The sequence below is a fragment of the Dactylosporangium sp. CA-092794 genome (genome assembly GCF_050948465.1).
Lineage (GTDB): Bacteria > Actinomycetota > Actinomycetes > Mycobacteriales > Micromonosporaceae > Dactylosporangium.
In genome coordinates, this window is record NZ_CP192044.1 from 5,192,663 (window position 1) to 5,219,054 (window position 26,392).

At 71.6% G+C, this 26,392-nt stretch carries 26 protein-coding genes; 23 read left to right on the plus strand and 3 right to left on the minus strand.

What is annotated here, in order from left to right:
• The gene (locus ACQPXD_RS22410; protein WP_432841529.1) at window positions 1-816 is read right to left on the minus strand and encodes an enoyl-CoA hydratase-related protein; all 816 of its coding nucleotides are present in this window, start codon (window positions 814-816) and stop codon (window positions 1-3) included.
• A gap of 109 nt (window positions 817-925) precedes the next feature.
• On the opposite strand from ACQPXD_RS22410, the gene ACQPXD_RS22415 reads away from it, so the two are divergent.
• From ACQPXD_RS22415 to ACQPXD_RS22490, 16 genes are all read left to right on the plus strand, one after another.
• Window positions 926-1,864, plus strand: coding sequence for an SDR family NAD(P)-dependent oxidoreductase (locus tag ACQPXD_RS22415; protein WP_432841531.1), 939 nt, complete (start codon window positions 926-928; stop codon window positions 1,862-1,864).
• A complete protein-coding gene (locus ACQPXD_RS22420; protein WP_432841533.1) occupies window positions 1,861-2,718 on the plus strand; it encodes a MaoC/PaaZ C-terminal domain-containing protein in 858 nt (285 codons plus the stop codon). The genes ACQPXD_RS22415 and ACQPXD_RS22420 overlap by 4 nt, the downstream gene beginning before the upstream one ends.
• A gap of 8 nt (window positions 2,719-2,726) precedes the next feature.
• Window positions 2,727-4,169 (plus strand): class I adenylate-forming enzyme family protein, encoded by a 1,443-nt coding sequence (locus ACQPXD_RS22425; protein ID WP_432841535.1) that lies wholly within the window; start codon window positions 2,727-2,729, stop codon window positions 4,167-4,169.
• Between the two features lie 87 nt (window positions 4,170-4,256).
• Complete coding sequence (locus ACQPXD_RS22430) at window positions 4,257-5,072, plus strand: SDR family NAD(P)-dependent oxidoreductase (protein ID WP_432841537.1); 816 nt, start codon at window positions 4,257-4,259, stop codon at window positions 5,070-5,072.
• Between the two features lie 27 nt (window positions 5,073-5,099).
• On the plus strand, window positions 5,100-6,224 hold the full coding sequence (locus ACQPXD_RS22435) for a hypothetical protein (protein ID WP_432841539.1): 1,125 nt from the start codon (window positions 5,100-5,102) through the stop codon (window positions 6,222-6,224).
• Complete coding sequence (locus ACQPXD_RS22440; protein WP_432841541.1) at window positions 6,221-8,554, plus strand: CoA transferase; 2,334 nt, start codon at window positions 6,221-6,223, stop codon at window positions 8,552-8,554. Before ACQPXD_RS22435 ends, ACQPXD_RS22440 begins: the two co-directional genes overlap by 4 nt.
• Window positions 8,551-9,129 (plus strand): FAS1-like dehydratase domain-containing protein, encoded by a 579-nt coding sequence (locus ACQPXD_RS22445; RefSeq protein WP_432841543.1) that lies wholly within the window; start codon window positions 8,551-8,553, stop codon window positions 9,127-9,129. The genes ACQPXD_RS22440 and ACQPXD_RS22445 overlap by 4 nt, the downstream gene beginning before the upstream one ends.
• Window positions 9,126-9,557 carry a Zn-ribbon domain-containing OB-fold protein gene (locus ACQPXD_RS22450; RefSeq protein ID WP_432841545.1) on the plus strand — a complete coding sequence of 144 codons (432 nt, stop codon included), beginning with the start codon at window positions 9,126-9,128 and terminating at the stop codon, window positions 9,555-9,557. Before ACQPXD_RS22445 ends, ACQPXD_RS22450 begins: the two co-directional genes overlap by 4 nt.
• Window positions 9,554-10,678, plus strand: a complete 1,125-nt coding sequence (locus ACQPXD_RS22455) for an acyl-CoA dehydrogenase family protein (RefSeq protein WP_432841547.1) — start codon at window positions 9,554-9,556, stop codon at window positions 10,676-10,678. Before ACQPXD_RS22450 ends, ACQPXD_RS22455 begins: the two co-directional genes overlap by 4 nt.
• A complete protein-coding gene (locus ACQPXD_RS22460) occupies window positions 10,675-11,118 on the plus strand; it encodes an acyl dehydratase (RefSeq protein WP_432841549.1) in 444 nt (147 codons plus the stop codon). Before ACQPXD_RS22455 ends, ACQPXD_RS22460 begins: the two co-directional genes overlap by 4 nt.
• Window positions 11,115-12,284, plus strand: a complete 1,170-nt coding sequence (locus tag ACQPXD_RS22465) for a lipid-transfer protein (RefSeq protein ID WP_432841551.1) — start codon at window positions 11,115-11,117, stop codon at window positions 12,282-12,284. Before ACQPXD_RS22460 ends, ACQPXD_RS22465 begins: the two co-directional genes overlap by 4 nt.
• A gap of 1 nt (window position 12,285) precedes the next feature.
• Window positions 12,286-13,476, plus strand: coding sequence for a CaiB/BaiF CoA transferase family protein (locus ACQPXD_RS22470; protein WP_432841553.1), 1,191 nt, complete (start codon window positions 12,286-12,288; stop codon window positions 13,474-13,476).
• Window positions 13,477-13,484: 8 nt separating this feature from the next.
• Window positions 13,485-14,660 (plus strand): acyl-CoA dehydrogenase family protein, encoded by a 1,176-nt coding sequence (locus tag ACQPXD_RS22475; protein WP_432841555.1) that lies wholly within the window; start codon window positions 13,485-13,487, stop codon window positions 14,658-14,660.
• A 29-nt stretch (window positions 14,661-14,689) separates the two neighbouring features.
• Window positions 14,690-15,754, plus strand: a complete 1,065-nt coding sequence (locus ACQPXD_RS22480; protein WP_432841557.1) for a phosphotransferase family protein — start codon at window positions 14,690-14,692, stop codon at window positions 15,752-15,754.
• Window positions 15,751-16,203, plus strand: coding sequence for a hypothetical protein (locus ACQPXD_RS22485; RefSeq protein WP_432841559.1), 453 nt, complete (start codon window positions 15,751-15,753; stop codon window positions 16,201-16,203). The genes ACQPXD_RS22480 and ACQPXD_RS22485 overlap by 4 nt, the downstream gene beginning before the upstream one ends.
• Before the next feature lie 44 nt (window positions 16,204-16,247).
• Window positions 16,248-17,441: a thiolase family protein gene (locus tag ACQPXD_RS22490; RefSeq protein ID WP_432841561.1), complete on the plus strand. Its 1,194-nt coding sequence runs from the start codon at window positions 16,248-16,250 to the stop codon at window positions 17,439-17,441.
• A gap of 19 nt (window positions 17,442-17,460) precedes the next feature.
• Here the strand turns inward: ACQPXD_RS22490 and ACQPXD_RS22495 are convergent, their stop codons facing one another.
• A complete protein-coding gene (locus ACQPXD_RS22495) occupies window positions 17,461-18,129 on the minus strand; it encodes a TetR/AcrR family transcriptional regulator (RefSeq protein WP_432841563.1) in 669 nt (222 codons plus the stop codon).
• 204 nt (window positions 18,130-18,333) lie between these two features.
• Here ACQPXD_RS22495 and ACQPXD_RS22500 point away from each other — a divergent pair, with 204 nt between their 5' ends.
• Genes ACQPXD_RS22500 through ACQPXD_RS22510 form a run of 3 tightly spaced genes read left to right on the plus strand, consistent with a single transcriptional unit; the run spans window position 18,334 to window position 20,872 of the window.
• The gene (locus ACQPXD_RS22500) at window positions 18,334-19,419 is read left to right on the plus strand and encodes a Zn-dependent alcohol dehydrogenase (protein ID WP_432841565.1); all 1,086 of its coding nucleotides are present in this window, start codon (window positions 18,334-18,336) and stop codon (window positions 19,417-19,419) included.
• Window positions 19,406-19,624 carry a ferredoxin gene (locus tag ACQPXD_RS22505; RefSeq protein ID WP_432841567.1) on the plus strand — a complete coding sequence of 73 codons (219 nt, stop codon included), beginning with the start codon at window positions 19,406-19,408 and terminating at the stop codon, window positions 19,622-19,624. Before ACQPXD_RS22500 ends, ACQPXD_RS22505 begins: the two co-directional genes overlap by 14 nt.
• Window positions 19,625-19,639: 15 nt before the next feature.
• Window positions 19,640-20,872 carry a cytochrome P450 gene (locus ACQPXD_RS22510; protein WP_432841569.1) on the plus strand — a complete coding sequence of 411 codons (1,233 nt, stop codon included), beginning with the start codon at window positions 19,640-19,642 and terminating at the stop codon, window positions 20,870-20,872.
• Between the two features lie 21 nt (window positions 20,873-20,893).
• On the opposite strand, the gene ACQPXD_RS22515 is transcribed toward ACQPXD_RS22510, so the two are convergent.
• Window positions 20,894-21,427: a pyridoxamine 5'-phosphate oxidase family protein gene (locus ACQPXD_RS22515; RefSeq protein WP_432841571.1), complete on the minus strand. Its 534-nt coding sequence runs from the start codon at window positions 21,425-21,427 to the stop codon at window positions 20,894-20,896.
• A 243-nt stretch (window positions 21,428-21,670) separates the two neighbouring features.
• On the opposite strand from ACQPXD_RS22515, the gene ACQPXD_RS22520 reads away from it, so the two are divergent.
• The 4 genes from ACQPXD_RS22520 to ACQPXD_RS22535 all read left to right on the plus strand — a co-directional run bounded on the left by ACQPXD_RS22520 (window position 21,671) and on the right by ACQPXD_RS22535 (window position 26,380).
• On the plus strand, window positions 21,671-22,909 hold the full coding sequence (locus tag ACQPXD_RS22520; protein WP_432841573.1) for an amidohydrolase family protein: 1,239 nt from the start codon (window positions 21,671-21,673) through the stop codon (window positions 22,907-22,909).
• Window positions 22,910-22,914: 5 nt separating this feature from the next.
• On the plus strand, window positions 22,915-23,790 hold the full coding sequence (locus ACQPXD_RS22525; RefSeq protein WP_432841575.1) for an SDR family NAD(P)-dependent oxidoreductase: 876 nt from the start codon (window positions 22,915-22,917) through the stop codon (window positions 23,788-23,790).
• Window positions 23,787-25,031 carry a cytochrome P450 gene (locus ACQPXD_RS22530; RefSeq protein WP_432841577.1) on the plus strand — a complete coding sequence of 415 codons (1,245 nt, stop codon included), beginning with the start codon at window positions 23,787-23,789 and terminating at the stop codon, window positions 25,029-25,031. The genes ACQPXD_RS22525 and ACQPXD_RS22530 overlap by 4 nt, the downstream gene beginning before the upstream one ends.
• Window positions 25,032-25,141: 110 nt before the next feature.
• Window positions 25,142-26,380: an ABC transporter substrate-binding protein gene (locus tag ACQPXD_RS22535; protein ID WP_432841579.1), complete on the plus strand. Its 1,239-nt coding sequence runs from the start codon at window positions 25,142-25,144 to the stop codon at window positions 26,378-26,380.
• The last annotated feature ends 12 nt before the right edge of the window (window positions 26,381-26,392 follow it).

Sequence of the window (26,392 nt, forward strand, 5' to 3'; positions counted from 1 at the left end):
TCAGATCCGCAGCGGATCAATTCCCTCGAACACCGTGCCCTTGCCCAGCGGCGGGAACGCCGGGGGGCGCCGCTGCAGGAAGCTGGCCACTCCCTCGGCGAAATCCGGGCCCTGGACCGCTTGGCGCATCAGCCCGGCGGCCGCCGCGTAGGCCGCCTCGACGTCCCGGGTCGCGTCCGACAGCAGCTGCGCCTTGATCGCCGCTATCGACGCGGGGCTGCAGTTGGCCGCGACATCCTGCGCGTACCCCAGCGCATGCGCAAGCAGTGCCTCCGGCTCGACGGCGGCGGTGGCGAGGCCGAGCGTGACGGCCTCCGCCGCGGTGATCACCCGCCCGGACAGCAGCAGGTCCGCGGCGCGCGCGCCGCCGACGACCCGCGGCAGCAGCCACGAGATGCCGTGCTCGGCGGCCAGGCCGCGGCGGGCGAAGGCGGTGGTGAGCTTCGCGGTCGTCGCGACGAACCGCACGTCGCAGACCAGCGCGTGGACCAGGCCGATGCCGGCGCACCCGCCGTTGATCGCGGCCACGGTCAGCTTCGGGATGCGCAGCGGGAAAATCATCGGATCGGCATGGGCCGCGGTCTGCCCGGCCGCCTCGATCTGCTTGAGGTACTCGGTGTCCGCGCCGGGACAGAAGCTCCGTCCGGCGCCGGTCACGACGATGGCGCCGACCGCGTCGTCGGCGGCCGCGCGCCGCAGCGCCTCGTAGTAGGCGACCTGCAGCGGCGGGGTCCAGCCGTTCCTCTGGCCGGGGCGGTTGAAGGTGATGAGCGCGGCACCATCACGGACCTCGTACAGCACCAGACTCTCCGTCACGATGGATCTCCTCTGGTCCGTGCGCCCGATCGTCGGTACCATACCAGACGGCATTACCAATCGGTTGGTTGGTTTGCTTGGCGTATCGCGATCGGGAGGTGCTGGCGCAATGCTCAACGGCCGGGTGGTGATCGTGACCGGCGGCGGCCGTGGCATCGGCCGTAGCCACTGCCTGACGCTGGCGGGACTGGGCGCGACGGTGGTGGTCAACGACCTCGGCGTGACCGTCCGGGGTGAGCGCAGCGAGGAGACGCCGGCCGACTCGGTCGTCGCCGAGATCGTCGCGAAGGGTGGCGCCGCCGTCGCGGACAACACGTCGGTCACCGACTCCGACGGGATCGGCAAGCTCGTCGCGCGCACCGTCGAGCAGTTCGGACGCCTCGACGCCGTGGTCAACAACGCCGGCATCCTGCGCGATCGGATGATCACCTCGCTGACGCTCGCGGACTTCGAAGCCGTGATGGCGGTCCACGTCAGCGGCACCTTCGCCGTCACCAAGCACGCCTGCGACTACTGGCGGGCGATGTCGAAGGCGGGTGAACCCGTCGCCGGACGGATCGTCAACACCACCTCCGGCACCGGCCTGTTCGGCAACATCGGCCAGTCGCCGTACGGTGCCGCCAAGGCGGCCATCGCCAACCTGACGATGATCACCGCGATGGAGATGCAGCGCTACGGCGTCACCGCCAACGCGATCTCGCCGATCGCGGCCACCCGCATGACCGGCACGGTGGAGCATCTGGCCGGGCCCGACGGTACTGCCGGCGCTGGCGGCGCCCCCGGGTGGACGCCGATGGACCCGGGCAACTCCTCGCCGGTGGTGGCCTGGCTGGCCTCCGAGGCCTCCGGCTGGCTCACCGGCGCCGTGCTGCGGGTGGACGGCAACAAGGTGAGCCGCATGCGCCCCTGGGCCGTCGACGAGGACGTCACCTACGTCGGCCCGGCCGGCCGGCCGGTCCCGGCGCAGGCGCTGGACGCCGGGATGCGCGCCGCCTACGGGCTGGTCCCCAAGGGGCTGCCCGCCTCCTCGCCGGTAGCCCGCCCGTGATCCGGTTCCCGATCGAGGAAGGGCAGATCCTCCAGTTCGCCCGGGCCATCGGCGACACCAACCCGATCTACGCCGACCGCGACTACGCGGCGTCGACCCCCTTCGGTGCGGTGCTGGCGCCGCCGACCTTCACCGTGGCCGCCGTGATCTTCGATCCGGACTTCGAGGGGCGGCCCAGACCGGGTCACCCGTGGCCGCCCTCCGGTCGGGGCGGCCCGCAGGCCGGCGACACCTTCCACAGCCAGCAGTCGTTCGAGTACCTGCGGCATCCCGTCGCGGGCGAGGTCCTCGCCGTCACCTCGGCCCCGGCGCGCACGTGGCAGCGCACCGGCCGGCGGGGCGGGGTCCTACGCTTCAACGAACGGTGCAGCGAGTTCACCGACGCGGCCGGCGACGTGGCGATCCGCTCGGTGTTCACCAGCGTGCAGACCGAGCACGAGGTGGATCCGGCCGCGCGCTCGCAGGCCGCGCCTGAGCTGTCCGGCCCGGGCGCGGTGCTCGTCGAGGGTCTGACCCGCACGCAGATCGTCATGTACGCCGCCGCGGCCGGTGACTACCACCCGCTGCACCACGACGAGCAGTTGAGTCACGAGCTCGGATACCCGGCGATCTTCCCCCACGGCATGTTCCTGATGGGGCTGGCCGGGCGGCTGCTCACGGACGCCTACGGCGACGGCGCGCTGCGCAGCTTCGCCGCCCGCTTCCTGCAGCCCATCTGGCCCGGCGATACCGTGCTGGGCCGGATCCAGACCGTGCCCGACGCCGCCGTGACCGGCCGGCGGGTGGCGGTCGAACTGTTCACCCAGGAGGACGTGGTGGCCATGCGTGGCCATGCCGTCGTGAGCAAGGGCTGAGTCGTCCCATGGCAGCGACGCAGGAGGGCGCGCGGACCTGGGCCGCGCTCGTGGCCGGGCAGGAGGCGAGCGCGCCGGCCGTGGTCACGGCCGCGGGCGCGCTGAGCCACGGCGACCTGGTCACCGCCGCCGGCCACGCCGCCGCCTGGCTCACGCGCCACGGTGCGGCGCCCGGCGTACCGGTAGCCGCCCTGTTGCCGTCCAGCCGGGCCGCCTTCGCGCTCGCCGTGGCGGGTGCGCTGACCGGGCGGCCGCTGGCGCCGCTCAACCCCCGGGCCACGGTGCGGGAACTGGTCGAGTGCGTCCGAGGGCTGCCCGACGGCCTGGTGGTCGCGACACCGGAGCACGCGGGCCTGGGGCAGGCGGTCGCCGACGCGGCCGGGCGCCGGCTCGGTGTCGTCACCGACCTCGGCTCGGCCTCCGCGGAGCTGAACTGGCAGGTCGACGCGGCCGGTCCGGTTGCCATCGTGCACACCTCGGGTACCACCGGCCGGCCCAAGCCCGTCACGCTGCGCCAGGATCGCCTCGCGGCCCGCACGCGGGTCTTCGCCGGGATCGTCCGGCTGGGCCCCGGCAGCGTGTTCACCTCCGGCTCCCCGTTCCACCACATCGCCGGCGTGGGGATGTTTCTCACCGCGCTCGCCGCCGGCGCGGCCATGGCGGAGTTCCCCGGCTTCTCGGAGTCGGCCTGGGCCGGGATGCACCGGCTGGGGGTGACCCACGCGCTGCTCGTCCCGACCATGATCGAGAAGTTGCTGGCCGCGGGGCAGCTGGGGCTGGACACGCTCCGGTCGTTGCAGTACGGCGCCTCGCCGATCCGGGCGCAGACCGTGCGCGAGCTGCACCACGCGCTGCCGCGGGTGCGGCTGACGCAGCTGTTCGGGCAGACCGAGGGCTCGCCGATCACGGCACTCACCCACGAGCACCACCTGCTGGCCGGCGAACGCGCGCCGGAGCTGCTCACCTCCGTCGGGCGTGCGGTGCCCGGACTCGAGTTGCGGGTGGACGCCCCCGACGAGCGCGGGGTAGGGCAGCTCCACGCCCGGGCACCGCACCTGTTCGGCGCCGACGAGCACGGCTGGCTGCACACCGGGGACCTGGGCCGGATGACCCCGGACGGATTCGTCTACCTGCTCGGCCGGATCGGGGACACCATCATCCGGGGCGGGGAGAACGTGTATCCGGTCGAGGTCGAGCGGGTCATCGGCGAGCATCCGGCGGTGAGTGACGTCGCGGTGGTGGGCCGGCCGGATGCCACCCTCGGCGAGACCGTGCAGGCATTCGTCGTCCTGGCCGGCGGCGCCGCGGTGACGGCCGACGAACTGCGAGCGCACACCCGCGACGCGTTGTCCGGCTACAAGGTACCCACCGATTGGCAATTCGTCGCCGAACTGCCGAGGAGCGCGGCCGGCAAGGTGCTGCGCCGGCAGCTGCGGCGCGAAGCCTCCTGAGCCGGCCGCGGCACCTGGTTCATCGGCGAGGTCCCTGCTAGAGTCCAAACAATCGGTTGGTTGACGACGCGAAGGAGCGTGGCGCCGATGCGCGGTCTGGCCGGCAAGGTGGTCGTGGTCACCGGCGCGACCAAGGCGATGGGCGAGGCGATCGCGGTTCGATTCGCGGAAGAAGGAGGCCTCGTGGTCGGCTGCGGCCGTTCCGCGGACCGCGGCGAGGCGGTGGCCCAACGGATTCGCGACGCCGGTGGCCGGGCGATCTTCGTCCGCGCCGACATCACCGTCGAGGCCGACGTGGTGGCGGTCGTCGATGCGGCGCTCGGCGAATTCGGGCAACTCGACGTCGTGGTGAACAACGCGGCCGCGGTCGACGTCATCCGTGGCGGCGGCGAAAGGCCGGTCACCGACGAGCCGATCGAAACGTTCGACCGGATGTTGCGGGTCGGTGTTTACGGCCCGTTCCTGCTGGCCAAGCACGCGATCCCGGCGATGCTGAAGGGCGGCACGCCCGGCGGAGCCTTCGTGCACCTCTCCTCCACGGCCGCCGGGCGCGGCCTGGGCGCGGTGCCGGGGTATGCCGCGTCCAAGGGCGCCCTGGAGGCGCTCAGCCGCCAGATCGGCACCGACTACGGACCGCGGTGGATCCGGTCCAACACCATCCGGGTGGGCACGATCCGGGTCCCGGACAACGCGGCGCTGCACGAGCACCCGGTCGCCGGGCCCATCGTCATGGCCAAGAACATGCTGCCGCGGGTGGGGCTGCCGGAGGACGTCGCGGCCATGGCGGCGTTTCTCGCGTCCGACGACGCCGGCTTCGTCACCGGTGTGGTGATTCCGCTCGACGGCGGCGGGTCGAACAAGAACGCCGTCATCGGTATGGACAAGGTCTACGGGGACAACTGATGTTCGAGATCGCGAGAGGAGGCGTCGATGGGTCTTCAGGTCGGTCCGCTGAGCCCGTTCGATGAGTATCCGATCCACCAGACCTCGGAGCCGTTGCGGTTCATGGCCAGCAGCGACGGCCGGGCATTCGACCGCTGCTACTTCGCCGCGTCCGACCTCGCGCAGGAGTTGCTCGTCGAGCTCGGCTTCGGCGTCTATCCCAACGCCGGCACGGCGGACGCCTTCGCGATCTTCGCCCATGGCGGTCAGCACGTCTCGGTCCGGGCCCACCGCCTGATCGGCTACGACCGGGCCGACATGCGCTTCGGACCGATCTCGGCCGAGGTCGTCGTCCCCTTCCAGGAGTGGCGGCTGCGGCTGGCGGAGAACTCCGAGGGGCTGAGCTTCGACCTCACCTACCACGACACCAAGCCGCAGGTGTTCATCCGCCGGTTCCCCGTACCCGCCTCCTACGACGGGATCACCCGGCCGGACGAGCACTCGGGCTACGAGGGTTTCGGGCGGGTCTCGGGCTGGGTGGAGTTACAAGGGCGGCGGTTCGAGCTGACCGCCGAGGCGACCAGGGCGACCCGCGACCACCACTGGGGCATCCGCGAGGGGATGGGCGGCCGCGGCTTCATCCTCACGGAGATGCACCGCTCGACGCACTGCAGCCAATACGTGGAGTTCGGCGACTGGGGAATCTGGGCCGGGCGGGTGTTCTACGACCAGGGCACCGGCCGGCCGCCGGCGGTGGACGTCGTGAAGATCGAGCGGCAGTTGCGCTTCGACCCCGAGACCAAGGACCTCATCGGTGGTACCTTCATCAACCACCTCGAGACCGGCGAGGTGAAGCGGGTCGACTACGAGCAGGTGGCCAACTGCGTCGCCTACCTGCGCACCGGGATGTACATCGGCCCGGACCGGCGCGGCACGCCCACCGGCGACGTCTCGCACGGCCAGTTCGTCGGCGACGGCGTGGTGGTCGGCGAGACGCACGATGTCTCCACGACCGCCGGCCGCCTGCACCTGCAGGGCATGGGCGACCGCCTGTGCCGGGCCAGCTGCGACGGCGAGACCACCTTCGGCGTCCTGGAGACGATCGACCCGATCGCCTACGAGCTGTGCGCCGCCGCCACCCCGGGCTTCGCCTTCGCCGAGGAGCGGGTATGAGCGAGCGCTGGGACAGCCCGCTCGCCGCGTTGCGCGTGGTGGAGATCAGCCAGGGCGTCGCCGCGGCCTGGGCCGGGCACCTGCTCGCGGCCCTCGGCGCGGACGTCGCTCGGGTGGACCTGCCGGTCGACCCGCTGAGCGACCGGGTGAGCAGTCCGGCCGGCGGCGCGCACGGCGGGCTGGCGAACTACCTGCACGAGCGCAAGCGCAGGCTGGCGCTCGACCTGGCCGAGCCGGCGGGGCGGGTGCGCTTCACCGAGTCGCTGCGCGACGCGAGCGTCCTGGTCGAGGATCTCGGCGTGGGCGGCCTGGAGGGCGCCGGCATCACCGCCGAGGCGCTGCGCGAGGCGCACCCGGCGCTGTCGGTGCTCCGCCTCTCGCCGTACGGCCAGACCGGGCCGTCGGCGGGCTGGGCCGCCTCGGAGCTCACCAGCCAGGCCGCCGGCGGCTGGGTCGGGCGGCACGGGCTGGTCGGCGCGGTGCCGTTCGGCATCGGGGCGGCCATGCCCGACTACGGCGCGGGCGGCTTCGCCGCGGTGGTCGCCGTCCTGTCGACGTTCTCCTCGCGCGCCGGCGGCCGGGGCGTGCACGCCGACCTCTCGCTGGTCGAATCCATGCAGTGCCTCACCCCGCCCTTCCTGCTGATCAACGAGTTCTACCGGCGCCGCGGCGGCAAGCCGATCGAGGATGCGTACATGCCGCTCGGTGCGGAACGCTGCATGGACGGCTGGGTGGGCGTCAGCACGCTTACCGCGCAGCATTGGGTCGATGCCTGCATCTGCCTGGAGGCGCCCGAATACATCGACCGGCGCGAGGACGTCCGGCAGGATCCGGGGTCCTACGCCGAGTTCCGCGCCAAGGTCGAGCGGTGGCTGATGCGACGCACCACGGACGAGGTCGTCGAGCAGCTGCAGGCGTTCCGGGTGCCGGCCACCCGACTGGCCGTGGGCGCCTCGGTGCTCGACACGCCGCAGTGGAAGCAACGGCCCTTCTTCACTCGCCCGCCCTGGGCGCCCGGCGAGGGCGTCGTGGTCCCGTCCGCGCCCTGGCGCAGCGCGCCGGCGGCCGAGACGGCGCCGGTGACCACCGGCTTCGTTGCCGCCACGCCCCGCCGGCCGCTGGCCGGGCTGCGCGTGCTGGACCTCGGCAGCAACATCGCGGTACCGGTGGCCGGCGCGTTGTTCGGCACCGCCGGCGCGGACGTCATCAAGGTCGAGTCGATCCAGCGGCCGGACAGCTTCCGGTTCAACCGGACCCTGCCCACCGACACCGACCAGTGGTGGGACTCGAGCTCGCTGTGGCAGGCCGCCAACACGAGCAAGCGCGACCTGACGCTGGACCTGACCAGCGAACGCGGGCGCGAGCTGTTCCTCGAGCTGGTGCGCCACAGCGACGTCGTGTTCGAGAACTACTCCGCGCGGGTGTTCGACCAGTTCCGCCTCGGCTATGCGGAGCTGGCCGAGGTGAATCCCGGAATCATCCTGCTGCGCGTGCCGGGCTACGGGCTGGAGGGGCCGATGCGCGACTTCGTCGGCTTCGGCAACTCGTTCGAGCAGCTGGCCGGTCTGGCCGCGGTCACCGGTCCGGCCGGCGGCGGACCGGTGACCCCGGGCGGCTACATCGACCCGGTGGTGGCGGCTCACGTCGCCGTGGTGACCCTGGCCGCGATCGAGGAGCGGTCCCGCACCGGCGTGGGCCGCTTCATCGAGCTGCCGCAGATCGAGATCGGCGCGGCGATCGCCGCCGAACCGCTGCTGGACGCGCTGGTGGCCGGGGCCGCGATCGCCCCGCAGGGCAACCGCTCGCCGGCGTTCGCGCCGCAGGGCGTATACCAGTGTGCCGACGGCTGGCTGGCCCTGACGGTGCGCGGCGCGGCGGAATGGAAAGAGCTGGCGACACTCCTCACCCTGCCGGCCGAGCTGGCCGGCGCCGACCTCCCGGCCCGGCAGTCGCGGCACGACGACATCGATTCCGCGATCTCGGCGTGGTCGGCGTCGCTGGCCACCGACGATGCCGCGGCCCTGTTGCGCGACCGCGGCGTGGCCGCGGCCCGCGTGCTGACCCCGGACCTGTACACGGAGGAGCCGCACTTGCACGCCCGTGGCCTGTTCACGCCCATCGCCCACCCGGTCGGCGGCGACATCACCATCGCCGGCTGGCCGGTGCTCTCCGCCGACCTCGACCTGCGCCGCCACCGGTTCCGCGCGCCGCAGCTCGGCGAGCACAATCACGAGATCCTGCGCGAGCTGGTAGGGCTGACCGGCGACGAGATCCGCGAGCTCGAAGCGGACGGCGTGATCGGCACCGTGCCGGTGGGAGCGCGGTCATGACGACACCCGGCACGGCAGCCGCCACGACACCCGCCGACTCCGAGCTGATCCGCTCCTTCCTCGGCCGCAGCGACGACGCGGCCCAGGTCGCTCCGGATCCGGTGAACCTGCCGATGATCCGGCGGTGGTGTGACGCCCTCGGCGACGACAACCCGATCTACACGTCGGTGGGGGCGGCGCGCGCGGCCGGCCATCCCGGCATCGTGGCGCCCCCCGGCATGCTGCACGTGTGGACCACGCCAGGGCTGCGGGGACGGGCCCTGGCGGGGGTGACGGCCGAGGTGCAGAATGCCCTGAACGACGCCGGCTACACCGGCACCGTGGCGGTCACCCTCGACAACGAGTACCTGCGCTACCTGGTGCTCGGCGACCAGCTGACGTGTGTACGCACCATCGAGTCGATCTCCCCGGAGAAGCGGACCGGCCTCGGGCCCGGAGTCTTCGTGACCTCGCGCGCCGACTACCGGGACGCCGACGGCGAACTGGTCGGCACGATCCGGCTGACCTTCCTGCGCTTCCGGCCGCCCGGAGCAAGCGTCCCGCCGGTCGGCCGGCCGGGAGGTGAGCGCGCATGACGCAGGCTTCCCCGGCCGCCCGGCCCCGCCCGGCGGTCAACCAGGACAACGCGTTCTTCTGGGACGGCGTGGCGCGCGGCGAACTGCTCGTCCAGCGGTGCGCCGACTGCGGCCACCTGCGCCACCCGCCCGGACCCATGTGCCCCTGGTGCCAGAGCTTCAACTGGCACGAGGTCGCGTCCTGCGGGCGGGGCCGGGTGTACAGCTTCGTGGTCGCGCACCGGCCGCTGCCACCCGGATTCGCCGGGCCGGTGCCCATCGTCCTGGTGGACATGGACGAGGGGTGGCGATTCCTCGCCGGCATCGGCGGCATCGAGCCGGCCGGCTTGCGGATCGGCCTGCCGGTGGTCGTCGACTTCGTGGAGTTCGAGCCCGGCTTCGTCCTGCCCCATTTCCGGCCCGCACCGACCTCGGAGGAGCCCGCATGAATTTCGAGCTGAGCGAGACGCAGCTGCAGATCAGTGGGTTGGCGCGGACCGTGCTCGGACCGCGGTCGCTGTCGCAGGGCACGCCGTCGCGGCTGCCCCGCACGGAGGAGTTCTTCGACCGGGAGACCTGGTCGCTGCTGGCGCGCACGGACCTGCTGGGCCTCGGCGCGCTGCCGGAGGAGGACGGCGGGGGGTACCCCGCGGTCTGCTGCCTGCTGGTGGAGACCGGGCGGGCCGCCGCCCGCGTCCCCGCCGTCGAGTGCCTGCTGCCGGCGCTGGCGATCGTCCAGCACGGGACGGCCGCCCAGCAGAGCCTGGTCGACGCGGTGGCCGCCGGTCAGACGCTGCTCGCCCTCGCCCTGCACGAGGAGGGCGCGTACGGGCCGGCGGACCTCACGACGAGTGCGCGTCCGGACGGGTACGGCTGGCTCCTGGACGGCGCCAGGACCGATGTGGGCTACGCCCGCGACGCGGACCGGCTGCTCGTGCCGGCCCGGGTCGGCAGCGGGGGCTGCGTGCTGCTGCTGGTCGACCCGGCCGCGCCCGGCGTCCACCTCACCGATCTCGAGACGTCGACGAATCAGCCGTCGTGCGTGGCCCGGTTCGACGGGGTGGCGGTCCCGCACGCACAGGTCGTCGGCGGCACGGCGCTGCCGGCCGGGGTACTGGAAACGCTGTGGCTGCAGGCGGCGACGGCGGTCTGCGCGCTGCAGCTCGGCCTGATGGAAGGCGCGGTGGCGATGACCGTCGAGCACCTTCGCACGCGCAAGCAGTTCGGCCGTGAGCTGGCCACATTCCAGGCCGTCGCGATGCAGGCGGCCGACGTGCACATCGCCGTCGAGGCGGCGCGGCTGACCTTCTGGGAGGCGGTGTGGCGGTTGTCGACCGGACGGCCGGCCGCCGCCGAGGTGGCCATCGCCAAGTACTGGGCGGCCGCCAGCTCCGCGAAGGTGATGACCGCGGCACAGCACCTGCACGGCGGGATGGGCGTGGACACCGACCACCCGATGCACGCCTACGTGCTCTGGTCGCTGGCCTGGCAACGGCAGTTCGGCTCCGCCTCGTCGCAGCTGTTCGACCTCGGCGAGCTCATCGCGAAGCAGCGGACGGTGGCGTCGTGACGGCGAACGGGCCCGGCCGCCCGGCGTACCTCGTGGGCCAGACCCGGCTGCCGTCGCTGCGGATCCCGGTCACCACGACGTTCGTCGTGACGACCGCGATCGCGTCGAACGACTTCATGGCGGTGCACCACGACCGCGATGCGGCGCAGGCCCAGGGCAGCCGCGACATCTTCACCAACATCCTCACCGACACCGGGCTGATCAGCCGCTACGTGACGGACTGGGCCGGCCCTGCCGCGGTGATCCGGAAGATCGCGGTCAAGCTGCAGGCCCAGAACCCGGTCGGCGAGCTCCTCGAAATCAGCGGCGAGGTGACCGGCGAATCCGAGCCGGGCACCGCCGAGATCCTCGTGCGCGCGACCAACGGCCTGGGGACGCACTGCACCGCGACGGTGACCGTCGCCTGGCCCGCCGGTGAGCGCGGCGAGGTGGTGTCGTGAGTTACGCCGGAACCACCGCGATCGCCGGCGTCGGCGCTACCGAGTTCTCGAAGAACTCCGGGCGCACCGAGTTCCGCCTGGCGCTGGAGGCGATCACCGCGGCCCTGGACGACGCCGGGCTGGCGCCCGCCGACGTCGACGGGCTGGTCACGTTCTCCGCCGACGCCAGCCCCGAGATCGCCGTCGCCCGCGCGCTGGGCTTTCGCGAGCTGACCTACTTCGACCGGATCGACTACGGCGGCGGCGCCGGATGCGGCTGTGTCCAGCATGCCGCGATGGCGGTCGCGGAGGGTGTGGCGGAGGTGGTGGTCTGCTACCGCGCCTTCAACGAGCGTTCCGGCTACCGGTTCGGTTCGGGCGCGCGGCCGTTGCTGCCCAACCAGCAGGGCATCGACGACAGCCTGCACCGCACCTTCGGCCTGGCCACCGCGGCGTCGTTCATCGGCGTCGTCGCCACCCGCTACATGCACGAGTACGGCGCGACGAGCGCGGACTTCGGGCAGGTCTCCGTCGCCTGCCGGGCGCACGCGGCGACCAACCCGGCGGCGTGGTTCTACCAGCGCCCGATCACGCTGGCCGATCACCAGGCCTCCCCGTTCATCGTCGAGCCGCTGCGGCTGCTGGACTGCTGCCAGGAGACGGACGGCGGCGTCGCGATCGTGGTGACCTCGCTGCGGCGGGCCCGGTCGCTGCGGCGCCCGCCGGCCGTGATCGCGGCGGCCGCACAGGCGATCGGCGCCAACCACCAGAACATGACCAGCTTCTACGACCGGGACCTCGCCGCGGGCCTGCCCGGCGGGGACCTGATCGCGAAGCAGCTGTGGAAGACGTCGGGACTGACGCCGGCGGACATCCAGACCGCGGTCATCTACGACCATTTCACGCCGTTCGTGCTCATGCAGCTGGAGGACCTGGGTTTCTGCCCACGGGGCGAGGCCCGCGACTTCGTCGCCGGCGGCAACATCCAGCTCGGCGGCGGGCTGCCGCTCAACACCCACGGTGGCCAGCTCGGCGAGGCGTACCTGCACGGGATGAACGGGATCAACGAGGCGGTGCGCCAGGTCCGCGGATCGGCCGTCAACCAGGTCGCCGACGTGACCAACGTCCTGGTCACCTCGGGATCCGGTCCGCCGACCAGCGGACTGATCCTGCGGCGGGACGGCTGACGTGAGCGCGCCGGTGCCGGGCGGAGGCCCGCTGTCGGGCATCCGGGTCGTCGAGCTGGCGGCGCAGGGCCCCGTGCCGTTCGCCGCGATGCTGCTGGCCGACCTCGGGGCCGAGGTGATCCGCATCGACCGCACGGTGCCGCGCGACGGGATGCGCACCGCGCCGCTGCGCGGCCGCCGGTCGATCGCGATCGACCTGTCCCAGCCGCGCGGGGCCGAGCTCGGCCGCGCGCTGATCGCCGGCGCGGACGTCGTCGTCGAGGGTTTCCGGCCCGGCGTGATGGAGCGGCTCGGGCTGGGGCCCACGCAGTTCGAGGCCAGCAACCCGGGGCTGGTGTACGGGCGGATGACCGGTTGGGGTCAGGACGGGCCGCTGAGCCGGCGGGCCGGGCACGACATCAACTACCTGGCGCTGTCCGGGCTGCTGTGGGCGATCGGGCGGCCGCCGGACCGCCCGGTGCCGCCGCTGAACCTCGTCGGGGACTACGGCGGCGGGGCGATGTTCCTGGTCGTCGGCGTGCTCGCCGCCCTGCTCGAACGGGTCCGCAGCGGCCGTGGCCAGGTCATCGACGCCGCGATGACCGACGGCATCGCCGCGCTGAGCACACCGCTGCACAGCCTGCGCGCATCGGGTGGCTGGTCCGATGCGCGGGGCACCAATTTCCTCGACACCGGCGCGGCCAACTACGAGGTGTACGAATGCGCCGACGGCCAGTTCGTCGCGGTGGGCGCGCTCGAGCCGGCGTTCTACCGCGCGCTGATCGACGGCCTCGCCCTTCACTGCCCGGAGTGGCCCGGCGCCGCGGCGGAGCGGGGCGCCGGCGCGCCCTCCGAGGGCTCGGCGCAGCGGCTGGCCGATGCCTTCCACCGGCGCACCCGCGACGAGTGGACGGCGGCCTTCGAGGCGACCGATGCCTGCGTGGTGGGGGTGCTGTCGCCGGCGGAGGCGCCGCATCATCCTCACCACCGGGCCCGCGGCACGTACCTGGACGTCGACGGCGTGGTGCAGGCGGCGCCGGCCCCGCGCTTCAGCCGTACGCCCGGCCGGCCTCGCGAACCGACCACCCGGCTCGGCGGGCACACCACGGAGGTGCTCGCCGAGCTGGGCCACACCGCCGCCGAGGTCACCGCCCTGATCGCGGAGCGCATCGTCTCCGCAGCCCAACTCCCTGTCCGCCCGTCCGAAGATTGAGTGCCGTGATGGACTTCGCGCTTTCCCCCGCTCAGGTGGCATTGCAAACCGAGCTTCGGGGGTACTTCCCGACGCTTGCGACCAAGGCCGAGCTGGATGACATGTGGAAGGAGCCGCGCCGCGGCCCGCTGCACCGGCGGATCGTGTCGCAGCTGGGCAAGGACGGCTGGCTCGGCCTGAACTGGCCGGTCGACTACGGCGGCAAGGGGCTCAGCGCCGCCGAGCAATGGATCTTCCTCTGCGAGGCGAAGCTGGCCCGGATCCCGCTGCCGCTGCTGTCGCTCTACACCGTCGGGCCGACGCTGATCCGGCACGGCACCGCCGAGCAGAAGGCGCGGTTCCTGCCGCCGATCCTCGCCGGTGAGATCGAGTTCGCGGTCGGCTACACCGAACCGGGTGCCGGGACCGACCTCGCCGCGCTGACCACGCGGGCCGTGCGCGACGGCGACGAGTACGTGGTGAACGGCAGCAAGATCTTCACCAGCGGCGGCGACGTCGCCGACTTCGTCTGGCTGGCCACGCGCACCGACCCCGACGCTCCGAAGCACAAGGGCATCACCCTGCTGATCGTCGACACCGAACAGCCGGGCTTCAGCTGGACGCCGATCGTCACGGTCTCCGGTGTCACCGCGACCATCACCTACTACACCGACGTCCGGGTACCGGTGGCCGACCGGGTCGGCGACGAGAACGACGGCTGGCGGTACATCACCGCGCAGCTCAACCACGAGCGTCTGCTGCTCGCCTCGGACGGCGCGATCGCGAGCCGGCTGTACGACGAGGTCGCGAACTGGGCCGCCGCGACGCCGGCGCGCACCGGCGCGCCGGTCATCTCCCTGCCCTGGGTCCGGGAGAACCTCGCCCGCTGCGCGGCCATCCTCAAGGCGGTCGACCTGATCAATACCCGGATGGCGGTCTCGCTCGACGCCGGGACGTTCACCGCGGCGGACGCCTCGACCAGCAAGGTCTTCGGCACCGAGGCGGTCATCGAGGTCATCGGGCTGCTCAGCGACATCGTCGCCCGGTCCGGCTTCCGCCGCGGCGCCACCGAGGCGGACCGCCTGCGCGCTCAGCTGGAGCGCCAGCATCACCTGGCCGTGGTGAACACCTTCGGCGGCGGGACCAACGAAGTGCAGCGCGAGATCGTGGCCCGGGTCGGCCTCGGCCTGCCGCGCGTGCGCTGACCGTCCGTGCGCGGAAAGGAGATCTGGCGATGGCAGCTCCGGCAGTGCCGGCCCGGCCGGCCACCGGCACCGAGGTCACCGGCTTCGTCGCACGCGCCCAGGCATACCTGCGCCGGCGCCTGGACCGGCCTGACCTGACGGTGACCGGCACCTGCCAGGCGACCGGCGGCGGCTCGCGCCTGACCCGTTCCGTGACGATCGAGTGGACCGACCACGACGGCCGGCGCCAGGAGCGGCTGGTGTTCCGCCTCGACCCACCGGCCGGGATCCTGGACAGCAACCGCCACCTCGAATTCGAGATGTACTCGGCGTTCCATCCCGTCGAGGGGGTGCCGGTGCCGGAGCCGATCCTCGTGGAGGACGACCCGCAGCATCTGGGCATGACCTTCCTGCTGATGCGGTGGCTGCCGGGATCCGGGTCCAAGGCCGGCGTGATGCGGCCGGAGTACGACGCCGTCCGGCCGAGGCTGGGCCGCCAGATGTTCGAGATCCTGGGGACGATCGCGCGTACGCCGGTCGAGCAGCTGCACCTGCCCTACGCCTCGCGCAACGGACTCGACTGGCGGGACCGGCTCGACCATTGGCACGACGTGATGGCCGGACACGCCCTCGGCCCGACGCCGGTGTTCGACGCGGTGATCCGGTACCTGCGCCGCAACCCGCCGCCACCGGCCCCGACCACCGTCGTCCACGGCGACTTCCGCATCGGCAACTACCTGTACACCGCCGAGGACGGCATCCAGGGTGTGGTCGACTGGGAGCTTTCCCACCTCGGCGACCCGCACGAGGACCTCGCGTACGCCTGCCTGCCGTACTGGCGTCCGATGGCCCATCCGGACCTGATCGCCGGCGCCATCACCGAGCCGGAGGCGATCGGCATCTGGGAGCGCACCAGCGGCCTGGTCGCCAGCCGTGAGGCGCTGCGCATCTGGACCATGTTCGCCTACATCCGGCTCGCCGCGATCCTGTCCACCGGCGCGTACTTCGTGGCGCGCGGCGAGGCGACCGAGGCGCTGCAGACCGCCACCGGCATCACCGAACCACCACGCTTCCAACTGCTCGCCGCGGAGCTGATCGAGGTGGCCGACCGATGAGGAACATCCCGACCCAGGTCGCCCTGCGCGCCCTGGCGGCCGAGGTGCTCAAGGCCCGCGACACCGTGACCGACGAGAAGGTCGACCAGCTGATGCGGGCCGTGCAGTCGGTCATGGAGGCCGTGGCGGACGAGTGGGACGACTGCGTCCAGTGGCGGCTCGACGAGATCGCCGCCTTCGCCGCGCTGCTGCGGCGCGGCGAAGCGCTGGCCGAACCGGAACTGGCGGCGCGGCTGGCCGCCGTGCGCGCCGCCGGGCCCACCGCCGACCTGCGTATCTCGACCCTCGACGACCGTCTCGACGGGCTGCGCGCCGCCGCCGGCGAACTCGCCGCGTGGCTTGAAGGGCATCCGGGCCCGCCGGCGGACGCGCTCTGGCGTGAGATCTGGCAGCGGCTGCTGGACGGGCTGCGCCGCCAGTCGGCGCGACCCGGGATGACCGCGTACTAAGGGCCGAACTAGACCAGACGTTTGGTATCAAATGGAGGATGACGATGGACGAGGCCGTGATCGTCGATGTGGTGCGTACCCCCCTCGGCCGGGGAAAGGCGCGCGGCGCGCTCGCCGGCGTGCATCCGGTCGACCTGCTCGCGCTGACGCTGCAGGCCCTCGTCGAGCGCACCGGGATCGACCCGGACCTGGTCGAGGACGTCCTGGGCGGCTGTGTCGGCCAGGTCGGGGAGCAGTCGACGAACATCGCCCGCAGCGCCGTGCTCGCCGCGGGCTTCCCGGAGCACGTGCCGGCCACCACGATCGACCGCCAGTGCGGATCGTCGCAGCAGGCCGCCCACTTCGCGGCCCAGGCGGTGATGGCCGGGGTCAACGACATCGTGATCGCCTGCGGAGTCGAGTCGATGAGCCGCGTCCCGATGGGTTCGGCCAAGGCCGGCAAGGACCACTTCGGACCGATGGTCGCCGCGCGGTACCCGGAAGGGCTGGTTTCGCAAGGCATCTCCGCCGAGCTGATCGCGGCCAAGTGGCAGCTGGACCGCGAGGCGTCCGACGAGTTCGCGGTGCGCTCGCAGCGGCTGGCCGCGGCGGCGCGCGATGCGGGTCTCCTCGCCCGCGAGATCGTGCCGGTGTCGACGACCGACGCCGGCGGCGACCCGGTCACGGTCGACGCGGACGAGGGCATCCGGCCGACCACGACGGAGTCGCTCGCCGCCCTGAAGCCGGTGTTCTACGACGCCACGATGGCGCAGCGCTTCCCGGAGATCGGGTGGACGGTGACGGCCGGGAACTCGTCCCAGCTCACCGACGGTGCCGCGGCGATGCTGATCATGAGCCGGCGGCGGGCCGACGAGCTCGGCCTCGCGCCGCGGGCGGTGTTCCGCGCCTTCTCGGTGATCGGCGACGACCCGCTCTACAAGCTCACCGGGATCATCCCGGCCACCGAGGCCGTCGTCACGCGCAGCGGCATCCCGCTCGGCGACATCGACCTGTTCGAGGTCAACGAGGCATTCGCCTCGGTGGTGCTGGCTTGGGAGTCCGAGCTGGGGGTGGACCGCGACCGGATCAACGTCCACGGCGGTGCCATCGCGCTCGGCCACCCGCTCGGCGCCTCCGGCGTCCGGCTCACCGGGTCGCTGCTGAACACGATGCGGCTGCGCGGAGCGCGGTACGGCCTGCAGGTGATGTGCGAGGGCGGCGGCATGGCCAACGCGATGATTGTGGAAGCGCTGGCCTGAAGCTGCCTGGAAGCCCGCCTCAGTCGGGCGCGGTGCGCTGGTCGGCGATCGGGTTGGCCAGCGCGCTCGAGTCGAAGGCGCCATCCGAGACGAGGCCGGACACCAGCAGATCGGTGAGAATGCGGGCGATCTCGTGGGGCGGCACGCTGCCTTCGGGCTTGTACCAGAGGTCTGTCGACTGCGCCATGCCGAGAATCCCGTAGGCGGTGATCTGCAGGTTCAGCGTCTTGCTCAGCCGCCCGGCCGCCTGGGCGTCTTCGAGCAGGCCGAGGAGCAGATCCTCGAACTTCTTGCGTTCCCTCAGGATGCGCCGCCGGCCCTTGCCCGGCGGCAGCTCCAGCGCGGCCTTGGCCAGGCCGCCGATCGCGGGCTCCTCGGCCAGCGTGTGCACCATCGTGTAGATGTACAGCCAGATGCGGCCGATCTCGTCGTCGGTCTGGCCGATGGTGGACTGCATCCGCCCGAGAATCTTGTGGTGCGCGCGCTCCTCGACCTCCAGCAGCAGCTCTTCCTTGGAGCGCACGTAGTGGTACAGGCTGCCCTTCAGGACGCCGAACTCGTCCGCGATCTCCTGCATGCTCGCACCGGCGTAGCTGCGCCGGTGGAAGACCCGCTCCGCCGCGTCCAGCAGGTCTGACCTTCGGGGTTGCTCGACCGGTCGGGTCGCCCGGGGTTTGCGTGTGGTCATAGTGCCCGATCTTCGCCGATGTGTGTGTGGGGTTCGTCCGTCACCACGCACGGAGCATACCGTCGCGACCGGTGGATTGCGGCTCGTGGGGGCTCCTGGCTTCGTTACGGGGAGGTTGCCGCACCGTTGCTGAGGCGGTTGACATCATCCGGGAGCCAACCTACGGTTGTCACCAAACAGACGGTAGGCAGGTGCGGAGGAGTGATGCGCGCAGCGGTCCTTCACGAGGTCGGCGCACCGTTGAGCATCGAGTCCGGGCTGCGCGGCGCTGACCTCGCACCGAGCCAGGTCCGCCTGCGCGTGGACGCGAGCGGGGTCTGTCACTCGGACCTGAGCGTGGCCAACGGCTCGACACCGATGCCGCTGCCGATGATCCTCGGTCACGAGGCCGTCGGCACGGTCATCGAGGTCGGGCGCGACGTCGGCAAGGTCCGCGTGGGCGACCGGGTGATCACCTCCTTCACGCCGGCGTGCGGCGCGTGCTGGTTCTGCGTGCGCGACATGACGAACCTGTGTGAGTCGATACCGACCGCCGAGCGCAGCGTGGCCGTCCGCGCGCACACCCCGTCCGGGGACGGATTGCACGCCATGGCGGGCCTCGGCGCGTTCGCGGACGAGCTGATCGCCGAGGAGACGATGGCGGTCCCGGTGCGGTCGGACCGCCCGGCCGCCCAGCTGGCGCTGATCGGCTGCGGCGTGGCCACCGGGGTGGGGGCCGCGCTCAACACCGCCCGGGTCGCGCCCGGCGCGACCGTCGCCGTCTTCGGCTGCGGCGGCGTCGGCCAGGCGATCGTCCAGGGTGCGCGGATCGCCGGCGCGGCGCGCATCATCGCCGTCGATCCCGTGCCGCTCAAGCGCCAGACGGCCCACGCGCTGGGCGCGACCGAATCGCTCGATCCGTCGACCGGTGACGTGCCGGCACGGCTGGTCGAGCTCACCGACGGCCGAGGGGTCGACTACGCCTTCGAGGCGGCCGGGGTTCCGCAGCTGATCCTCGATTCGTTCAACGCCACCCGCCGCGGCGGCGCGGTCGTGGTGGTCGGCATGCACCCGGCGACCGCCACCGTCACCTTCCCGGCGGCCGCGCTGTTCGCCTCCGAGCGCAAGATCCTGGGCTGCATGTACGGCTCCACCCAGGTCCGCCGGGACTTCCCGCGGCTGGTCAGCCTCGCCGACGCCGGGCGCCTGGACCTCGAGTCGCTGGTGAGCCGGGAGATACAGCTGAACGAGGTGAACGACGCCTTCCGGGCCATGCAGGCAGGAGAAGTGATTCGCAGTGTCATCGTCTGAGGTCACCTCGTCGGTGCGGGTCGCGATCGACCGCGCCAAGTGCCAGGGGCACGGCCGCTGTTACGCGCTCAACCCCGACCTGTTCGAGGCCGACGACGAAGGCTACGGCCAGGTGCGTGACCTCGCGGTGCCGCCGGCGGTGGCGCAGGGCGCGGTGCTGGACTGCCCCGAGCTCGCCATTTCCGTTCTCCCCAACCAGATGTGAGGAAGGAGGTCAACGATGACCTCGACTGCTGACCCCGCGGCCGCCGAGCAGGTGCGGGAGCGGCTAGCCACCTTCAGCATCCACGACAACTCGCTGGTGGACGAGATCTACGATCTGTTCGCCCAGATGCGGGACCTGTGCCCGGTCGCACACAGCAACGCGGACAACGGGTTCTGGGCGGTGTCGCGGCATGACGACGTGGTGCACTGTCTCAAGGACGCCGGCACATTCAGCGTGGCCCGCGGAGTGAGCATCCCGGCCAACCCGGACCGGCCCAGCTGGCTGCCGATGGCGGTCGACCCGCCGGCACACACCGACTACCGCCGCGACCTCAACGTGTTGTTCTCTCCGCGCGCGGTGAAGGCGGTCGAGGACCGGACGGCGCTGCGGGCGCGTGAGTTTCTGCGACCATTCGTCGCACGTGGCGGGGGAGAGGTCGTCTCCCAGTTCTCCGGGCCGTTTCCCTGCGTCACCTTCCTGCTGCTGCTGGGCGCACCGGTGGAGGACCTCGACCAGCTGGTCAGCTGGGAGCACACGCTGGTGCGGGCGATCGCGGACGAGCAGGCGCGAGCGGAGCTGGCCAGCACGGTGTTCCCGGCGATCGTCGCCTACTTCAACCGGTTGCTGGACGAGCGGGCGGCGGCGGACGACCCGCCCGACGACTTCCTCTCCGGGATCCTGCGGGCCCGGGTCGGCGACCGGCCGTACACCCGTGACGAGATGCTCCGGGTGTGCGCATTCCTGGTGATCGCGGGGCTGGACACGGTGACCCAGACACTGTCCCGGTCCATCCACTTCCTGGCCGAACACCCCGGCCATCTGCGTCAGCTCGTCGAGCGGCCGGACCTGATGCCGAGCGCCGTCGAGGAGCTGCTGCGGATGTTCGCGATCGTCAATCCCGGGCGGTCGGTCACCAGGGATGTCGAGTTGGACGGGGCCAGCCTGCGGGCGGGAGACACCGTCCTGCTGCTGACCACCTCGGCCGGCCGGGACGAGCGGGCATTCGACCATCCCGAGGCCGTCGACTTCGAACGCGAGCACAACCGGCACATCTCGTTCGGGGCCGGCGCGCACCGATGCCTCGGTTCGCACCTGGCCCGGATGGAGCTGCGGCTCGCGCTCGAGGCGATCGTGGAGCTGATGCCCGAGTTCCACCTCGACGACTCCTATCCGTTGCGGCAGCACCTGGGGCACCTGTTCGGCGTCGACGAGCTGCACATCGTCGTCGGGCCGCGGGCCGCCGCCTGACCACACGGGCTGCCGCCCGTGCTACTGCTCCGCTCCGTCTGACCGTGCCGCCGCGCGTTTGGCCGCTCGGGCCGCCGCGATCTTGCTGTGGTCCCAGCTGCTGATCTTCACGGGATCGATGCGCAGCCAGGCGTGACGGCCGTCCGGTTTGGGGTCGCCGCGCTCGGTGTACTTGTGCGTCAGCAGGCGTTCCGGCTCGGCCACCCGCGGATCCTCGCGGGCGGTCCGGGGGATGTCGCCGACGGGCGTGGCGATGCCGTCGATGCGCACACCGCGCAGCTGGCCGTACCGCTCGCCGGTGTCGAACACGGCCGACACGCGCGGGGAGGCGGCGATGTCGACCCAGCGCTGGCTGCGCACCAGCGATGAAATCCAGACAGCGTTGTCGTGCCAGACGAACCAGACCGGGCTGACATGGGGAAAGCCGCTCCCGCCGTAGGTGGCCAGCCGGCACGTCAGGCAGGCGTGCAGGAAGGCGTCGAGTTCGGCCTCGTCCATGGCGATGGACCGGCGGCGGCGCTGCATCTGTGTGGTGGTGCGGGCGAACTCCGGCATGACGGGCGCTCCTGAATCCGACGCCGCCGTCCGTGCGGTCACGGCGTCCTACCGAGGTCACGTGCTCTGTCGATGGTGGAGCCGGGGGGCGAGCCCATCACCGGCCGATTACCCCACGACAACAGTATTGACGCTCCCGTAACACGATGTCTAAGGTAAGCAAACGGTTGGTTGGGTGATGGGGCTCACAGGGCCGCCACCCACGCGCAGCAAGGCTCGGACCACTCTGATGAAGGAGCCTCGATGGGCAACAACACGATGATCATCTCGGTTGATGGGCACGCCGCGCCGCCGATGGAGGCGTACCGGCCCTATCTGGAGAAGAAGTTCCTGCCGGCGTTCGAGGAGCAGCTGGCCGCGCACGCCCGGGTCAGCATCGACTTCTTCCTGTTTTTCGACCCGGTCGTGGTGGATCCGTGGAAGAAGAAGCTCTACGACACCGGCATCATCAACGGGCGGTGGGACGCCGACCTGCGCGTGAAGGAGCTGGCCGCCGAAGGCATCGTGGCCGAGGTGCTGTTCCCCGACGGCGCGCCGTTCGGCGCGGCGGGCATCGGCCACGAGCGGGTGTACAGCCCACCGGACGAGCAACTGGCCGGCGGCCGGGCCTACAACCGATGGCTGGCCGATTTCATCTCCGCCCATCCGCAGCGGTTCGCGGCCCAGGGGATCGTGACGCTGTGCGACATCGACGAGGCGGTCAAGGACGTCTACTGGTGCGCCGAGCACGGCTTCCGCGGACTGGTCATGCCGGGCGTGGAAAACGACGTACCCAAGTTCTGGGACCCGGTCTACGTGCCGTTCTGGAAGGCGTGCGAGGAGACCGGCCTGGTGCTCAACTTCCACGGCGGCATCGGTTTCTCACCCGGATTCGGCCCGCAGATCGAGGGCGTGCCGATGGAGGTGCGCATCCGCGTCGGCACGATGGAGTTCCCCTTCATGGCGCACCGCCCGCTGTGGTGGCTGCTGTGGAGCGGGGTGCTCGAGCGGCACCCGGGACTGACGCTCGTCTTCACCGAGCAGCACAGCGACTGGGTGCCGTCGGTGCTGGCCAAGATGGACCACTCCTACCAGTTCGGCAAGTACCGGGACGACATCAAGAAGGTCGTGCCGCGGCTGCCGAGTGAGTACTGGAAGCGCCAGTGCTACACCGGCTCGTCGATCCTCTCGCGCCACGACCTCGCCTGCCGCCACGAGATCGGCGTGAACAACATGATGTTCGGCGCCGACTTCCCGCACCCCGAGGGCACCTTCACGAACACGACCCACTACCTGCAGGCGACCGTCGGCGTGAACGACATGCCGGAGGACGAGACGCGCGCCTTCCTGGGCGGTACCGCCGCCCGGGTCTTCCGGTTCGACGTCGACGCCCTCGCCCCGCTCGTGGCCAAGACCGGCCTGGACATCGACACGATCCGCACGCCGTTGCCGGCGCAGTTCGAGTCCGAGTTCACCCGTACCGACGTCCTCCGGCCCGCCTGACCGCGATGCGTATCGTTCCCGGAACAGTCGCCGTGGTCACCGGTGCCGCCAGTGGCATCGGTCGCGCCCTCGCCCGCGAACTCCTCGCGCGGCAGGCGCGGCTCGTGCTCGCCGACGTCGACGCGCAGCGCTTGGACCACGAGGTCGACGCGCTGCGCGCCGAAGGCGCCGCGGTCGTCGGTGCGGTAACCGATGTGGCGTCCCCGGCGGCGGTGCGGGCGCTGGCCGAGCTGGCCTGGCGCACGTACGGCGGCGTCGAGGTGCTCTGCAACAACGCCGGCGTGCTCGACGCGGCGCTGACCTGGGAACGCACACCGGAGCAGTGGCAGCGGGTCATCGGCGTCAACCTCGGCGGGGTCGTCAACGGCATCCACGCCTTCGTACCGCGCATGCTGGCCGACGGGCGACCCGCTCACGTGGTCAGCGTGGCGTCCATCGCGGCATTGCTGCCCCGTCCCGGGATCGCCGCGTACAACGCGAGCAAGTCGGCGGTGGTGGCGGTCTCCGAGACGCTGGCGATGGACCTGGCCGCCGTGCGGGCCGCGGTGGGCGTCAGTGTCGTCCTGCCCGGTGGCGTGGCCACCCGGCTGTCCCGCGACATCCGCACCGACCTCGGCGACGACGAGGCGCCGCTGAGCGCCGGCATGCGCCCGCCCGCCGATGTGGCGCGGCAGGTGCTCGCCGGGATCGAGGCCGGGAAGTTCTACATCTTCACCCACCCGGAGCGTTACGCCGGGGTCGACCAGCGCATCAGCGCCGTGCTCGCGGCGCTGCGCGGCGAGCCCCAGGAGGCCGTGGCGCTGGCGGCACAGACGGACGAGACGCAGTCGTCGATCGGCGGCCACCTGCACACCACTCAGTTCTCGGGAGTCCGACCATGACCGCCAACCTGGACCAGCTCGAGCGCTACGAGCCGAACAACCCGCGGCTGCAGGACGACCCGTGGCCCATCTACGCGCGCTACCGCCAAGCCGACCCCGTGCACTGGGGGCAGGCCGCCAACCCGCTGCTGCCCGGCGCGTGGTTCGTCTTCGGCTACGACGACTGCAAGCAGCACCTGCTCAACCCCGACCTGCACATCAACCCCAAGTCGGTCGGGATGCAGGAGGAGTTCCCGGCGGCGTTCAAGCCGGCGATCGAGATCTTCGACCAGTGGCTCGGCGCGACCGACGAACCGGAGCACGCCCCGATCCGCCGCCTGCTGCTCAAGGGCTTCACCAACCGGTCCATCCAGGCGCTCGCACCGCGGATCGGCCAGCTGGCCGGCGAACTGCTGGACGAGGCGCTGGAAGCGGGCGACGACGGGTTCGACTTCGTCGCCGGGCTGGCCTTCCCGCTGCCCATCATCGTCATCTGCGAACTGCTCGGCGTGCCGAGCGCGGACCGCAAGATGTTCGGCCGGCTGTCGCGCGACTTCATGGCGGCCATCGCCGACCCGGCCGACGACGAGGTCGCCCGGACCGGGTCGCGCGCGGCGCTGGCGATGCGCGAGTACTTCCAGGAGCAGTGCGCCGATCGCCGGGCCCGGCCCCGGGACGACTTCATCAGCCTGGTCGTCCAGGCGGCCGACTCCGGAACGCTGCAGCTGTCGGCCGCGCAGCTCGCGGCGATCAGCATGGAGCTGGTCATCGGCGGGCACGAGACGACGGTCAACGGCCTGTCCGGCGGCATGCTGGGCCTGCTGCAGCAGCGCGACCAGTACGAGCTGTTGTGCGGCGACCCCGACGGGCTGGTCAAGCCGGCCGTCGAGGAGATCCTGCGCTGGACCAGCCCGGTCAAGCGGCCGCGCAACCGCTGGGCGTTGGCCGAGATGCGGATCGGCGACCGGCAGGTGCGGCGGGGCGACGCGGTGTACCTCATGGTCGCCTCGGCCAACCGGGACGAGCAGCACTTCCCCGACCCGGACCGGCTCGACATCCGGCGGGCGGGACCACCGCACCTGGCGTTCGGCCACGGCGCGCACTTCTGCCTCGGTGCGCCGCTGGCCCGCTTGGAGATGCAGACCGCCTTCAGCGTAGTGGCCAAGCGCCTGCCGAATCTCGAACTCGACCCGGTCGGGCTGCGGTGGCGACCCAACGTCGTGCTGGCCGGCCCGTCGCAGCTGTCGGTGCGCGTTTCCTGACAACCGAACAGACACCCCATACGGCGACTGCTGTGCGCCGCGGATCCGGCGTCGGCCAGGCAGCTCGCTGACAACACCGAGCAGACCATTCGTGAGAAGGGCTATTTCAGATGCGAGTTGACAGAGGCCACCGGCTGTGGCTGGCGGGCGTGGCCGCGGCCAGCGCCCTCGTCTTAGCGGCGTGCGGTTCGTCCGATGACAAAACGACCGGTGGTGGCGGCGGTTCGACCTCCTCGTCGGACCCCATCAAGATCACGATGATCACCGGTACCGGGCCGGGCACGCCCGGCGCCGAGGGCATTCCCGGCGCGAAGGCGGCCGTCTCCGACGTCAACGACAACGGCGGCGTCAACGGCCGCAAGCTGGAGCTGACGGTCTGCGACGCGAAGGCGGACGCGAACCTCGCCGGCGCCTGTGCCCGCACCGCCGTGGGGGACAAGGACCAGGTCGCCACGGTCGGCAACGCGCTGTACGGCTACACCGACCAGCAGTACGCGGTGCAGAACCAGGCGAAGATGCCGGCCATCGGGGTCAAGATGTACGGCCTGGCCGAGCACGGGTCACCGATGTCGTTCCCGGTCGAGGCGGGCGGTATCGGCTCGGTGCCCGCGGGCGTCGCGCTGCTGGCGGCCAAGGGCGTGAAGAAGGTCATGTTCGTCTCGGTGAACGTGCCGTCGAGCACCAACACCGATGCGTTCATCCGCAAGTACGTGATGCCGACGTTCCCGAACAGCAGCTACATCAAGCCGGTGCTGGTGCCTACCACCCAGACGGACATGCAGGCGACCTCGGCCGAGATCATCCGGTCGGCGCCGGACGGCATCCAGGTCGGCCTGCCGCCGGCGCAGGCGATCGCGTTCGTCAAGACGATCCGGGCCCAGGGCTACACCGGCCCGCTGGTCATCCCGTCCAGCGTGCTGACCGCGCAGCAGATCAAGGACCAGATCGGCGCCGCGGCCGGCAACCTGATCATCAGCGGTGAGTTCTCGCACGAGGGACCCGGCTGGGAGGCGTTCCTCGCCGGCATGAAGAAGTACCAGCCCGACGCGAACGTCACCGAGCAGGGCACCAACCCCTGGATCTCCGTGCACATGTTCGCCGACGTGGCCAAGACGATCAGCGGACCGATCACCCGGGAGAGCGTGCTGGCCGCGTTCCAGAAGCTCGACCACTACGACACCAAGGGGCTCACCCCGGCGCTGGACTACACCAAGCCACCGACGTACGAGGGCTACACCCGCGACTTCAACCCGACGGTCGTCGAGCTGCAGTACAAGGACGGCGTGATCTCGAACGTCCCGCCGGTGAAGTTCACCAACGTCTTCACCGGCCAGGCGCTCACCAGCTGACTCGAGCCGCCC